At 65.7% G+C, this 12,974-nt stretch carries 13 protein-coding genes; 8 read left to right on the top strand and 5 right to left on the bottom strand.

All coding sequences use genetic code 11. The features are described from left to right. Nucleotides 1–37: 37 nt before the first annotated feature. Nucleotides 38–505 (top strand): PH domain-containing protein, encoded by a 468-nt coding sequence (locus I6F17_RS33555; protein ID WP_225190468.1) that lies wholly within the window; start codon nt 38–40, stop codon nt 503–505. 14 nt (nt 506–519) lie between these two features. Beyond that, nucleotides 520–1,287, top strand: a complete 768-nt coding sequence (ubiG, locus tag I6F17_RS33560) for a bifunctional 2-polyprenyl-6-hydroxyphenol methylase/3-demethylubiquinol 3-O-methyltransferase UbiG (protein WP_225130258.1) — start codon at nt 520–522, stop codon at nt 1,285–1,287. 93 nt (nt 1,288–1,380) lie between these two features. On the opposite strand, the gene I6F17_RS33565 is transcribed toward ubiG, so the two are convergent. Next, nucleotides 1,381–2,601 carry a citrate synthase family protein gene (locus I6F17_RS33565; RefSeq protein WP_225130259.1) on the bottom strand — a complete coding sequence of 407 codons (1,221 nt, stop codon included), beginning with the start codon at nt 2,599–2,601 and terminating at the stop codon, nt 1,381–1,383. A gap of 77 nt (nt 2,602–2,678) precedes the next feature. On the opposite strand from I6F17_RS33565, the gene I6F17_RS33570 reads away from it, so the two are divergent. After that, nucleotides 2,679–3,773, top strand: a complete 1,095-nt coding sequence (locus I6F17_RS33570; protein WP_225130260.1) for a citrate synthase/methylcitrate synthase — start codon at nt 2,679–2,681, stop codon at nt 3,771–3,773. Between the two features lie 168 nt (nt 3,774–3,941). On the opposite strand, the gene I6F17_RS33575 is transcribed toward I6F17_RS33570, so the two are convergent. Next, nucleotides 3,942–4,571: a DnaJ domain-containing protein gene (locus tag I6F17_RS33575; protein ID WP_036014711.1), complete on the bottom strand. Its 630-nt coding sequence runs from the start codon at nt 4,569–4,571 to the stop codon at nt 3,942–3,944. Between the two features lie 118 nt (nt 4,572–4,689). On the opposite strand from I6F17_RS33575, the gene I6F17_RS33580 reads away from it, so the two are divergent. Then, entirely contained in the window at nt 4,690–4,968 is a 279-nt protein-coding gene (locus I6F17_RS33580) for a BolA family protein (protein ID WP_225190469.1), read from the top strand. 202 nt (nt 4,969–5,170) lie between these two features. Here the strand turns inward: I6F17_RS33580 and I6F17_RS33585 are convergent, their stop codons facing one another. From I6F17_RS33585 to I6F17_RS33595, 3 genes are all read right to left on the bottom strand, one after another. Then, on the bottom strand, nt 5,171–6,523 hold the full coding sequence (locus I6F17_RS33585) for a hemolysin family protein (protein ID WP_036014704.1): 1,353 nt from the start codon (nt 6,521–6,523) through the stop codon (nt 5,171–5,173). 67 nt (nt 6,524–6,590) lie between these two features. Continuing rightward, nucleotides 6,591–7,733, bottom strand: coding sequence for a 3-dehydroquinate synthase (gene aroB, locus I6F17_RS33590; protein WP_225130262.1), 1,143 nt, complete (start codon nt 7,731–7,733; stop codon nt 6,591–6,593). Next, a complete protein-coding gene (locus I6F17_RS33595) occupies nt 7,730–8,356 on the bottom strand; it encodes a shikimate kinase (RefSeq protein ID WP_036042618.1) in 627 nt (208 codons plus the stop codon). The genes aroB and I6F17_RS33595 overlap by 4 nt, the downstream gene beginning before the upstream one ends. Before the next feature lie 173 nt (nt 8,357–8,529). On the opposite strand from I6F17_RS33595, the gene I6F17_RS33600 reads away from it, so the two are divergent. The 4 genes from I6F17_RS33600 (at nt 8,530) to I6F17_RS33615 (ending at nt 12,952) form a co-directional block, all read left to right on the top strand. After that, nucleotides 8,530–8,676 carry a hypothetical protein gene (locus I6F17_RS33600; protein WP_036026218.1) on the top strand — a complete coding sequence of 49 codons (147 nt, stop codon included), beginning with the start codon at nt 8,530–8,532 and terminating at the stop codon, nt 8,674–8,676. A gap of 17 nt (nt 8,677–8,693) precedes the next feature. Further along, nucleotides 8,694–9,650, top strand: coding sequence for a site-specific tyrosine recombinase XerD (xerD, locus tag I6F17_RS33605; RefSeq protein WP_225130263.1), 957 nt, complete (start codon nt 8,694–8,696; stop codon nt 9,648–9,650). 272 nt (nt 9,651–9,922) lie between these two features. Continuing rightward, complete coding sequence (locus tag I6F17_RS33610; RefSeq protein ID WP_036042616.1) at nt 9,923–10,885, top strand: acetyl-CoA carboxylase carboxyltransferase subunit alpha; 963 nt, start codon at nt 9,923–9,925, stop codon at nt 10,883–10,885. Between the two features lie 483 nt (nt 10,886–11,368). Next, nucleotides 11,369–12,952 carry a murein L,D-transpeptidase family protein gene (locus I6F17_RS33615; RefSeq protein ID WP_249782745.1) on the top strand — a complete coding sequence of 528 codons (1,584 nt, stop codon included), beginning with the start codon at nt 11,369–11,371 and terminating at the stop codon, nt 12,950–12,952. The last annotated feature ends 22 nt before the right edge of the window (nt 12,953–12,974 follow it).

Raw genomic sequence — 12,974 nt, forward strand, 5'->3', positions numbered from 1 at the left:
TGCGGGGGCAGGGTGGGGTAGTGGGTTAAGCTAGATCATGGCGCGTTACATCGACGAGATCCTGCAGCCCGGCGAGCGAGTGCTATATTCGACCAATGCGCACTGGATCTTCTACTTTCCGGCCATCCTAGCCTGGATCGTGGCGTTGGCTCTGCTCATCCTGTCGCGGCAGGTGACTGTCGATTGGCTCTTTCTGCTTTGCCTCGGGGCCGCGGGTCTCGCGGCTCTGGCGGCCCTGTATTGGACCGTGAGGGGCTGGTTCCATCGTTTCACCACCGAGACCGACGTCACCAACCTCAGGGTCGTGCACAAGACCGGCTTCATCAAGCGCCGAACCTTCGAGATGGCGCTCGACAAGGTCGAGAGCGTCGACGTCGACCAGACCATTCTTGGACGTATTCTCAACTACGGCGACGTGACGATTCGCGGCGTCGGCGAGGGTATCGAGACGATCAAGACCATCGCCTCGCCGCTCGCCTTCCGTAGTTCGATCACCACGCGGTAGGACCGCGCCCAAGCATGAGCATGCAGCAAAATACTTCTCGTTCCGCCCAGCCCGGCTCGAGCGTCGACGCCGCCGAGATCGCGAAATTCTCGAAACTCTCGGCGGAATGGTGGGATCCCAAGGGCAAGATGGCGCCGCTGCACCGGATCAACCCGTTGCGGCTCGGCTATATCCGCGACGCCGCCTGCCGCAAGTTCGAGCGCAACGTGCGCAGCCTCAATTGTCTTGGGTCCTTGCGCGTGCTCGACATCGGCTGCGGCGCCGGCCTGCTCTGCGAGCCGCTGTCGCGCCTCGGAGCGCAGGTCATCGGCATCGATCCCTCCGCGAGCAACATCGCGGCGGCGAAGCTGCACGCCGACAAGAGCCATCTGGCGATCGACTATCGCTGCACCACGGTGGAGGAGATCGACCCGCGCGAGCGCTTCGACATCGTGCTGGCGATGGAGGTGGTCGAGCACGTCACCGACGTCGGCATGTTCCTGAAGCGCTGCGCCGCGATGCTGAAGCCGAACGGCCTGATGGTGGTCTCGACGCTGAACCGCAACTGGAAGAGCTTTGCCCTCGCCATCGTCGGTGCCGAATACGTCCTGCGCTGGCTACCGCGCGGCACGCATGAGTGGAACAAGTTCGTCACGCCCGACGAACTGACGAAATACCTGCTCGACAACCGTCTTGTCATCACCGAGCAGACCGGCGTCGTCTACTCGCCCTTCGCCGACAAATGGTCTCTGTCGTCGGATATGGACGTGAACTATATGGTGGTCGCGGAAGCGATGGTGTGAACTGCCCGGGGTGAGTGCGAGCCGTCATTCCAGGAACGCTGTCCTCCTGCGTTCGCAGCGACGACAGCGGAGATTGCCGCACTGACAGAGGTTCTAACCGGCAGCCCCCGCCCTGCGTCCCGGCGCAGGCCCCACATATCTTGCCCTCGGTCTGATCAGCTTGCCGAACTGCAATTGCTCGCTGGCATGCGCGATCCAGCCGACGCTGCGGGCCATCGCGAACAGCGCCAGCTCGCTGCCGGCGGGCAGGCGCAGTGCGTGGACCAGCACGGCGAGCGCGTAGTCGATATTGACGAACTCGCCGGTGGCTTCCGCGATCCGCTCTGGCACTTCCCTGGTGAATTTGCGCGGCGCGCCGGAGCGCGACAGCGCGTTCAGCAGCGACTGCGCGCGGGGGTCGCCGTGCTTGTAGACGCCGTGGCCAAAGCCGGCAAAGCGTTCACCGAGGGCGACACGCTCGCGCACGACAGGCTCGACGTCGCGGTCGACCAGCGTCTTGACGAGCTGTGAGGCCAGGACGCCGGCGCCGCCATGCTTCGGCCCTTTCAATGCGGCGAGCCCGGCGATGACGGAGTCATAAAGGTTGAGGCCGGTCGAGGCCGCGCAGCGCGCGGTGAAGGTCGACGCGTTCAGCTCGTGATCGGCGAGCAGTACCAGCGCGCGGCGGATCAGGTCGGGCGCGTGCTTGTTGTCCGCCGTCCAGGCGCGCGCGACCTGCTGATGCAGCGGCTCGGCCGAGGCTTCCGCATTGAGCATGGTCGCAACCAGCAGGCGGACGATGCGCGCGCCGACCATAGCGCGGCCATCGGGTGCCCGGGTGAAGGCGCGGGGATCGACGCTCGCGGCCAGTGCGAGCACGGCGATGGCGCGGTCGATCGGTGCGGCCCGGCGCGCGGCCTCCGCGATCACGCGCATTTCCTCGGAGAGTTCCGGTTGATTGTCGGGGGCAAACGGATCGACGTCGGCGACATCCCACAGCAGCGTCGCGGTGTGCTCCAGCGTGTCGTTCTCGGACAGATCGACGCAATTGACGCCGCGATAGATGGCGCCCGCCTCGGTGATGGTCGAGATCTCCGTGTCCATCACCGGCAGGTCGGCATCGAAGCTGCGCAGGCCGCGTGGCTCCGGCGACGGCACACGGCGCTCCTTCAGCGCCCGAACATCCTCGGCGCGATAGCGGTTCTTTCGCGAGTCCGGCGTTGGCTCGGAGCGGATCAGGCCGCGGCTGACATAGGCGTAGAGGGTGGCCGGAGAGATCGCGAGCTCGGCGGCGGCTTCCCGGGCGGAGAGGTACAGCCCATCAGAATTTTTCATATTGATTTATGTAATCAAGATTGATCAATGTGTCGAGAGGCCTGACCTTTATTCTCCCTGAACAGGAGATTTGGGTCATGAACATCCACCTCACCAAAAGCCAGATCGGGCTGGACGGCGTTCCCGCGGCCGAGACCGTGCTGAGCCATGTCGACGGCGAGCGCGGCGAGCTCATCATCGCCGGGGAGCACGTCGGGCGGCTCGCCGCCATCTCGAGCTTCGAGGGCGTTACCGCCCGGCTCTGGAACGGCGCCAGCAAGACCACGCTCACCGAGGCCAATGTGCGCTCACACCTGGGCGTGGCGCGCGAGCGCGCCTTCGCGCGGCTGCCGGACCTGCTGCCGGCGACGCGCGGCATGGGCATCATCGACGGGTTTCGTGCCGCCGTCGCCGGACTTCGCGCCGAGCACGGGCTGGAGCACGAGGCGACGATCGTCGGCGCGTTTCCGGTGATCGCGGGCGCGCTGGTCCGGCGCGCCAAGGGGCTGGAGCCGGTCGCGCCCGATCCCGACGTGAGCCATGCCGCCGACACGCTGCGCATGTTGCACGGGCGTTCGCCTGCAACGCGCGAGATCACGGCATTGGACGCCTATCTCGTCACCGCCAGCGACCACGGCATGAACGCCTCCACCTTCGCAGCGCGCGTGGTGGCCTCGACGCAGGCTGACCTGTTCGCGGCGGTCACCGCCGGCTATTGCGCGCTGACCGGTCCGCTGCATGGCGGCGCGCCGGAGCCAGTGCTGGAAATGCTGGACGCGATCGGCTCGCGCGAGCGCATTCAGTCCTGGGTCGACGCGGCGCTGGCGCGCGGCGAGCGCATGATGGGTTTCGGTCACCGCGTCTATCGCGTCCGCGATCCGCGCGCCGACGTGCTCAAGACCGCGGTCGAGGCGCTTGCGTCCAATGGCACCGATTTGCCGTTTGCCGGCGAGGTCGAGGCTTATATCCGCAGCGCCTTGCGCAAGAAGAATCCGGAGCGGCCGCTGGAGACGAACGTCGAGTTCTTCACCGCGATCCTGCTCGATGCGCTGGCGATTCCGCGGCAGGCGTTCACGCCGATCTTCGCGATCGCGCGCAGCGCGGGCTGGACCGCGCATGCCCGCGAGCAGCAGCGGACGGGGCGGTTGATCAGGCCGAGCTCGTCATATGTCGGGGCGATGCCGGAAGTTTGAGAGCGGATGCCTCCGCGAGACCGGAATCGTAGGGTGGCCAAAGGCGCACTTGCGCCGTGCCCACCATCTCTCTCGATCAAAAAAAGGTGGGCACGCTTTGCTTTGACCACCCTACGACACTGTCGTCGCCGCAAGAGCGCGGACAACAGCGGAGTAGACCGCGGGCCCCTACGCCTCGCGCACGACCGTCTTCAGATAATTATACGCCTTGATGATCTCGATCAGGCGGTCCTCGGTCGAGCGGTCGCCGCCATTGGCGTCGGGGTGGTGCTGCTTCACCAGCGCCTTGTACTTGGTCTTGACGTCGGCAAGCGTCGCGCTGGGGCCGAGGCCCATGACCTGAAGCGCCTTGCGCTCGGCGTTCATCACCTTGCGCGTCTCGGCCTTGGGCTCCGCTTCGGGGCCCTTGCGCCAGCTGGCGCGGCCGTTGATCTCGCTGAACATGCTGAAAGGATCGGCTGCCATGTCGATCTCTTCCGCACCCTTCTTGCCGCCGTTGGCGCCCATCTTCCAGGTCGGGCGGTGACCGGTCAGCGCATCCTTCTGATAGCGCGCGACGGCTTCGGCATTCATGCCGGAAAAGAAATTGTAGTTCTGGTTGTACTCGCGCACGTGGTCGAGGCAGAAGTGCCAGTACTCGCGCTGGTTTTCGCGGCCCTTCGGCGCCCGGTGCGAGCCCTTGTTGGCGCAGCCCGCCCATTCGCAATTGACCGCGGTGTCGCGCGGCTTCACTTCCGGCTGCTTGCCCCGCGGCTTCACGCGGATGGAGTCGAAGAATTTTGATGAATCGATCGGCATGGCTGACTTTGACTACGCAATGCAAAAACCTTCAAGTCTTGACATTGCAATTCGCTGAGCACCCGGTCGCGACGAGCTTGGACGTCCGGGTATTGACGGGATGCGAGCGCGCACCTTAATGGCACACATGGCTATGAAAGACACTATCAGCAACAAGTTGCAGGAAGCTTTCACGCCGGAAAGCCTGCAAGTCGTCGACGAGTCACATTTGCATGAGGGCCACGCCGGCCATCGAGCAGGCGGCGAGACGCACTTCCGTGTGTATATCGTGTCTGCCGCCTTCAAAGGGAAGAGCCGGATCGACCGTCATCGCATGATAAATTCAGCGCTCGCCGCGGAACTCGCCGGCAACGTGCACGCGCTGGCGATCAATGCGCAGGCGCCGGGGGAAGGTTGAATTCTCTGACCCCTCCCCTGGAGGGGGTCGATCGCGCGCAGCGCGAGCGGGGTGGGGTGATCTCTCCACTCGGGTACTGTTGGATGTGGGAAGACCGTCACCCCACCCCACCCCGCTACGCATTGCGCTGCTCTTCATGCGTAGCGACCCACGGGCGAGCTACGCTCGTCCCGGACCCCTCCAGGGGAGGGTAAGGGAAAAATTAGAACGACGTCCCGGCCCGTCTCGGCTTTGCCTCTTCGAGCTCGGCCTCGCGCGTCACCGGTGAAATACGGAGCGCGGTGATGCGGTTGCGCTCGCGGCGGAGGACGCGGAAGCGGAAACCGTGGAAGGTGAAGCTCTGGCCGCGGTCGGGGATCGAGCGCGCCTCGTGAATGACGAGACCGGCGACCGTGGTTGCCTCTTCATCGGGCAGATGCCAGTCCATGGCGCGGTTGAGGTCGCGGATCGGCACCGACCCGTCGACCACGACGGAGCCGTCCGGCTGACGGCGCACGCCGGCGACCACCACGTCATGCTCATCGGAGATGTCGCCGACGATCTCCTCCAGAATGTCTTCCAGCGTCACGAGGCCTTCGACCTCACCATACTCGTCGACGACGAGTGCGAAATGGGTCTTCCGGCGGCGGAACGCCTTGAGCTGCTGGGATATCGGCCGCATCTCCGGCACGAACCAGGGCGGCAGCATGATGGTGGTGACGTCGATGCGCGACGTGTCGCCCTCCGATGCGCGGATCGCGCGCAACAGATCCTTGGCGTGCAGAATGCCGATGATGTTCTCCGACTTGTCCCGCCACAGCGGAATGCGGGTGTATTCGGTGGCCAGCACCTCCCGCACCAGCTCCTCCGGCGGCAGGTCGGCGTTGATCATCACCATGGCCGTGCGGTGGACCATCACGTCAGACACCGTCAGCTCGCCGAGACGGAAGACGTTGTGAATGTACTCGGCCTCGCCGCTCTCGATCTTGCCGTGCACGGCCGATTCCTCGACCAGGCCCTCGATCTCCGAATCCGTCAGGATTTCGTGTTGCGAGAACTCCTGCACCCCCATCAGACGGAGGATCGCGCTCGACGCCGTGTTGAGGCACCAGCTCAGCGGGTAGAACAGGAGGTAGGAAAAATGCAGCGGATAGGCAATCCACTGCGACACTGGCATCGGCTCCCTGATCGCAAGCGTCTTCGGCACCTGCTCGCCGATGACGATGTGCAGCGAAGAGAAGACCAGAAAACCCGCCACGAACGAGGTGAAGTGCAGCGTGGCCTCCGACATTCCGAGCGGGCTGAGGACGGGGCTCAGCAGCGCAGACACCGTCGGCTCACCGATCCAGCCGAGACCGAGCGAGGCCATGGTGATGCCGAGCTGGCAGCAGGCGAGATAGGATTCGATGTTCCCCATCATCGTCTGCAGCAGGCGAGCGCCGAAGCGGTTCTGCTCGACCATGGCCTTGACGCGGAAGCCGCGGCTCTTCACCAGCGCAAATTCCGCCGCCACGTAAAACGCGTTGGCGGCGAGCAGGAGGGCCGCAAGCAGCAGATTGATCGAGATCGAACTCATGTTTGCCTCGCGACCGCCCCGGCGTTCCCCGCCGTTTCGCGGGCGGCCGATCTGAACGGTCCCGTTATCACTGCGCGAGCTTCTCTTTCAGGAAGTCGCGCACCGGCGCCGGCTCGACGTCCTTTGCGATCACCGCGCGGCCCACGGCCTCCAGTAGGATGAAGGTGAGCTTGCCGCGCTTGACCTTCTTGTCCTGCGCCATCAGCGCCATCAGCGCGTCGGCATCGGCGAGCCCTTCCTGCGCAAAGCCGGCGATGTCCTGCAGGCGCGTCGGCAGGCCTGCCTCGATCAGGTGGCGCTCGATGCGCGCCGCCTCACGCTCGCCGATCATGCCGAGCTTCGCGGAGAACTGCGCCGCCAGCGTCATGCCGATGGCGACGCCCTCGCCGTGGAACAGGCGGTCGGAGAAGCCGGTCACAGCCTCCAGCGCGTGGCCGAAGGTGTGGCCGAGATTGAGCAGCGCGCGCTCGCCGGTCTCGCGCTCGTCGCGCGCGACGATTGCGGCCTTGGCCCGGCAGGAGGTCGCGATCGCATGCTCGCGGGCCGATCCGCCCTTGACGATGTCGGCATGGTTCTTCTCCAGCCAGCTGAAGAAGGCCTCGTCGCCCAGCGCGCCGTATTTGGCGACCTCGGCATAGCCGGCCCGGAACTGGCGGGGCGACAGCGTGTCGAGCACGGCGGTGTCGGCGATGACGAGCACCGGCTGGTGGAAGGCCCCAAGCAAATTCTTGCCCTGCGGCGAGTTGATGCCGGTCTTGCCGCCGACGCTGGAATCGACCTGCGCGAGAAGCGAGGTCGGTACCTGCACGAAATCGACGCCGCGGCGCAGGATCGCCGCGGCAAAGCCGGCGAGATCGCCGACCACGCCGCCGCCGAGCGCGATGACGAGATCGTTGCGCTCGATCTTCGCTGCGATCAGGGCCTCGCTGACCTTTTCGAGCCCGGCATAGGTTTTCGAGATCTCGCCTTCCTCGACGACGATGCGCGAGGTCGGAATACCGCTGGCTGCGAGCGACGCCTCAGCGGGCTCGAGCCAGTATTTCGCGACGGTGCGGTCGGTCACGATGGCCGTGCGCACGCCGGGACGCAGAGCGGCGACACGCTCGCCGAGCGAGGCCAGCACGCCGCGGCCGATGACGATGTCATAGGCGCGGTCACCGAGTGCGACGTCGACCTTGATGGGATCAGAATGCTTCAACGGCGCAGTCATCTTGACGCACTCGCAATGTCGGCAGGCGGTTGGGCTGGCTCTCCGCCGCAGAGACGGGCGTGCAGCGCCTCGATGCATTCCTCGACGATTCTGTCGTGCGGCACGTCGCGCGAGGCGATGGTGAGGTCGGCATTGGCATAGATCGGCTCGCGCTGGGCGAGAAGGCGCGTCACGGTTCCTTCGGGATCGGCGGTCTGAAGCAGCGGACGGTCGGCACGGCGCCGCACGCGGCGCATGATGACGTCATGGTCCGCCCTCAGCCAGATCGAGATGGCCTTCGCCGCGATGCGCGCGCGCGTCTCCTCGCGCATGAAAGCGCCGCCACCGGTCGCCAGGACGATCGGCCCGCCCTCGAGCAGCCGCGCGATCACACGGGCCTCGCCGTCGCGGAAATAGGGCTCGCCATGGGCCGCAAAGATCTCCGGGATGGTCATGCCGGCGTGGGCCACCTCGATTTCGGTGTCGGCATCGATGAAGGGCAGCCTGAGCCGGGCCGCGAGGCGCCGGCCGATGGTGGATTTGCCCACCCCCATCATGCCGACGAGCACGATCGAGCGCGCCCCGAGCGCCGACAGGATGTCGGCCTCGGGCGAAGCAGGAAGCGGCAACGCGGCGTCGGACATCGTCTCGCTCGACTGGATCTCGCTCGAACTGCCGCCAGATGCGGCATGGCTTTGGCCACCTATACGACCCCATGGGGGCCCTCGCCAGAGGACTCTTGCCACGAAACGGCGAACATGTTGGATGATTCCATTGGTTAATTTGGCTGCGCGCCCCGACCCGAGACCCCAGAACGATGCCGAGCCTGTTCCGCTTCCTGACGGTCGTCGCCGTGATCGGCGGCATCGTCTATGGCGTGGTCTTCGCGCTGGCGAACTTCGTCAACCCGAAGCCGCGGGAAATGACGGTGACGATCCCGCCGGACAAGTTTCTCAAGAAATAGGAGCTAGCCTCCCGGGCATGCCCGCCAAACCCTCAGACGCCAAGTTCATCGGCCTGTTCCTCGACATGCTCGCCGCGGAACAGGGCGCCGGCCCCAACACGCTCGATGCCTACCGCCGCGACCTCAGCGATTTCTCGGAATTTCTGGGCCGGGTCGGTCATACATTCGTGGATGCCGAGACCCAGACGCTGCGCGACTATCTCGCCGATCTCGACACCCGCGGCTTTAAATCCACCAGTGTGGCCCGCCGGCTGTCCGCGATGCGGCACCTCTACCGTTTCCTGCTGAACGAGCGCATCCGCGGTGACGATCCCGCCGCGATCCTGTCAGGTCCGAAGCGCGGCCGCGGCCTGCCGAAAGTGTTGTCGATCGCCGACGTCGACCGCATGCTCCGCCGCGCCAGGGAATTGAGCGAGGCGGAAGATGCCTCGCCGTCGAAACGGCTGCGTGCCTTGCGGCTCTATTGCCTGCTCGAGGTGCTCTACGCCACGGGCCTGCGCGTCTCCGAGCTGGTGGCGCTGCCGCGCTCGGCGGCCAAGCGCGACGCCCGCATGATCGTGGTGCGCGGCAAGGGCAACAAGGAACGGCTGGTACCGCTCAACGACGCCTCGCGGCAGGCGATGGCGGACTATCTCGCCGCCACGGAAGCGGCAAAGGCCGACAGGAAGAACAGCGTGGCCGCGTCGAAATGGCTGTTCCCCTCGTTCGGCGAGAGCGGACATCTGACGCGCCAGCATTTTGCCCGCGACCTCAAGGAGCTCGCGGTTGCGTCCGGCTTGCAGGCCCGCCTGGTCTCCCCGCACGTGCTGCGCCACGCCTTTGCCAGCCATCTGCTGCACAACGGCGCGGACCTGCGCATTGTGCAGACCCTGCTCGGTCACACCGACATCTCGACGACCCAGATCTATACCCATGTGGTCGAGGAGCGGCTGAAGAGCCTGGTGCGCGACCTGCACCCGCTGGCGGAGAAGTAGTTGCTGCTGGTAGCCCGGATGGAGCGACGCGTAATCCGGGGCCGCCTCCTCGCCGCCAGACCTTCCCGGATTGCGCTTCGCTCCATCCGGGCTACGGGTAAAGGGTGAAACCGCCTTGACTTCGGCCACATCTCCGCAGAAAGAGCCGGGGCCTTTCGACTGATTTGGCCGACTGTCACGAGCACACAAGCCAAGCCATTGAAGAAGCTAAACTTCTTTCCGCCGCCCCAACGTGCTTCGCTTCTCGCGCCCCGTCCCCCTATATTGAGTTGATGCAAGACCAGATGCGCAGCTATCTCGACTTCGAAAAGCCCGTCGCCGAGCTCGACTCCAAGGTCGACGAATTGCGTGCGCTCGCCGCCACCGGCACCGACATCAGCGACGAGGTCGGGCGGATCGAGGACAAGGCGGCGCAGGCGCTGGCCGACCTCTATGCGAACCTGACGCCGTGGCAAAAGACGCTTGTGGCGCGGCATCCGCAGCGGCCGCATTTCAACGACTTCATCAAGGGCCTGATCACCGAATTCACCCCGCTCGCCGGCGACCGCAAGTTCGGCGAGGACGAGGCGCTGGTCGCCGGCTTCGGCCGCTTTCGCGGTGAGCCGATCTGCGTGATGGGTCAGGAAAAGGGCGATTCCACCGAGAGCCGCATCCGGCACAATTTCGGCATGGCGCGGCCGGAAGGGTATCGCAAATGCGTGCGGCTGATGGAGATGGCCGAGCGGTTCGGCCTGCCGGTGCTGTCGCTCGCCGATTCCGCCGGCGCCTATCCCGGCATCGGCGCCGAGGAGCGCGGCCAGGCGGAAGCCATCGCGCGCTCGACCGATGCGTGCCTGGCGCTGACCGTGCCCAACGTCGCGATCATCACCGGCGAGGGCATGTCGGGCGGCGCCATCGCCATCACCACCGCCAACAAGGTCCTGATGCTCGAGCACGCGATCTACAGCGTGATCTCGCCGGAGGCGGCGTCCTCCATCCTCTGGCGCGACGGCACCAAGGCGCAGGAAGCCGCCAACAACATGAAGATCACCGCCCAGGACATGCTCCGCTTCGGCGTCATCGACGCCATCCTGAAGGAGCCGGTCGGCGGCGCCCACCGCGACCCCGCCGCCATGATCGCCACCACGGGCGAGGCCATCGCCAAGGCCTTCGACGAGCTCCGGAACTTTGATGGGGATGCCATCCGCAAGCAGCGGCGGCAGAAATTCCTCGATATCGGCCGCAAACTGGGCTGATGCAGCCTTCTTCGTGTCCCGGACGCGCTGCAGCGCCCTAAGCGCTGCTGCGCAGTGCCGGGACCCAGAGGGCCCAGTTCGCGTCAGCATGGGCCCGGCTCAGCAGCGCACCGTCAAGGGGCGCTGCGCCGCGTCCGGGGCACGAGACCGCCTGAGGCACAACAACCCCCGGTAACCCCGCCTTAACCCTTTTTTTGCCCAAATCGGCGATCTGAGTCCCCTCGGCCCGAAAGCCCAAGTTCCGTCCCAAGTCGCGTCCATTTAGTCTTCGTTGACCATGCCACTGGGCCAACGCCCTCGTGATCCCCGCTTGGGTTGCGACCACATGACCCAGAGGTTAGAATTTTAATCAATGGCTTCAGGGCATAAGCGCTGGAGCGGGGTCCGACCGGGCCCGTCTCGGCGGGTCGGTTTTCCGGTCGGGTTGCGCTTCGGAAGAATTGGGGTTCGCGCTTCAATGCCTGGCACGGTGTGGGGTCCATCTTGATTTCTCGTTCGCTTGCTCGCGCGCTCTTGGTTTCGGTTGCGCTGATGACGGCCGGCGGCCTGCTCGCCGGCTGCAACACCGATCAGGTCTCGCTCGCGACCAACGCCAAGGCCAATCAGCCGGTGCCGCCGAAGCTGATCGCCGCGATGGCCGAGAAGGACATGGACCTGCAATCGCCGATCCTGGTCCGCCTGTTCAAGCAGGAGGCCGAGCTCGAGGTCTGGAAGCAGACCCGCTCGGGCCAGTTCGCGCTGCTCAAGACCTATCCGATCTGCCGCTGGTCGGGCGATCTCGGCCCCAAGGTGCGCGAAGGCGACCGCCAGGCGCCGGAGGGATTCTACTCGATCAATCCGAGCCAGATGAATCCGCAATCGTCCTATTACCTCTCGTTCAACACCGGCTACCCGAACGCGTTCGACAAGGCGCTGGGCCGCACCGGCTCGCAGCTGATGGTGCACGGCGACTGTTCGTCGCGCGGCTGCTACGCGATGACGGACGAGCAGATCGCGGAGATCTATTCGCTCGGCCGCGAATCCTTCTTCGGCGGTCAGAAGGCGTTCCAGCTGCAGGCCTATCCGTTCAAGATGACGCCGGTGAACATGGCCAGGCACCGGAACAATCCGAACATGCCGTTCTGGAAGATGATCAAAGAAGGCTATGATCATTTCGAGGTGACGCGGCAGGAGCCGAAGGTCGATTTCTGCGAGAAGAGATACGTGTTCGACGCCGCCAAGCCGGCGGACGCCAAGCGCGATCTGGTGTTCGACGCCTCCGCCAGATGTCCGGCCTATGTGATCCCCGAAGAGATCGCCAGCGCGGTCCGCGAGAAGCAGGCCAAGGACGAGACGGAATATGCAAGGCTCGTCGCCAAGGGCACGCCGGTGGCGCGGATGAACACCGGCATTGACGGCGGCATGCACAAGGTGTTCGCCGCCAAAATTCCGGAAGGCTCGACCGGCCTGTCCGAGAGTGCCGAAGGCACCACGCTGCAGATGCTGGCCATGGCGAAGGCACCGGGCACGATCCCCGGCCACGTCAACCCGCCCAAGCCGAACCTTGATGCGGTGGCAAGTGCGCCGGCGCCGCGGGAAGAGCCGGTGGTCGCCGTCAGCGCGCCTGCCGCGAGCACCCGCGTTGCCGCGACGGCGCCCGCTGCAAAGTCTGAAAGCGGCGGCTTCTTCTCCAATCTCGGCCGCAAGATGGGGCTCGGTACCGCCGACACCACCGCGACCGCGACGCCTGCGCCGCAAGCCACCGCGTCCGTGGCCCCGGCCGCCCAGACGTCCACGACGCCGGCCACGGCCGCCTCGCGACTCAAGGCCGCCGTGACCCGCTTCGTGCCGGGACATGACAAGTCCAAGGATTCAGTCAAGGAGGCGGCGAAGGATACGCCGAAGCCGGCCGTAGCAGCCGCCAAGCCGGCCGAGCCGCCGAAGCCCGACACCCGCCTCGCCGCGACGCGGCCGGCGCTGAAGCCGTCTGTGAGCGAAGGCGCGGGCGACAGCACCCCGATGATATCAGGCGCCGCGCCGGTGGTGCAGTCGAACTCGTTCGACAGCCGGTTCTCGGCGGTGAAGTAGGGCGCGGGCAGCTAGCGCCAAG

It is taken from the genome of Bradyrhizobium sp. NBAIM18 (genome assembly GCF_020193825.1).
GTDB lineage: Bacteria > Pseudomonadota > Alphaproteobacteria > Rhizobiales > Xanthobacteraceae > Bradyrhizobium > Bradyrhizobium yuanmingense.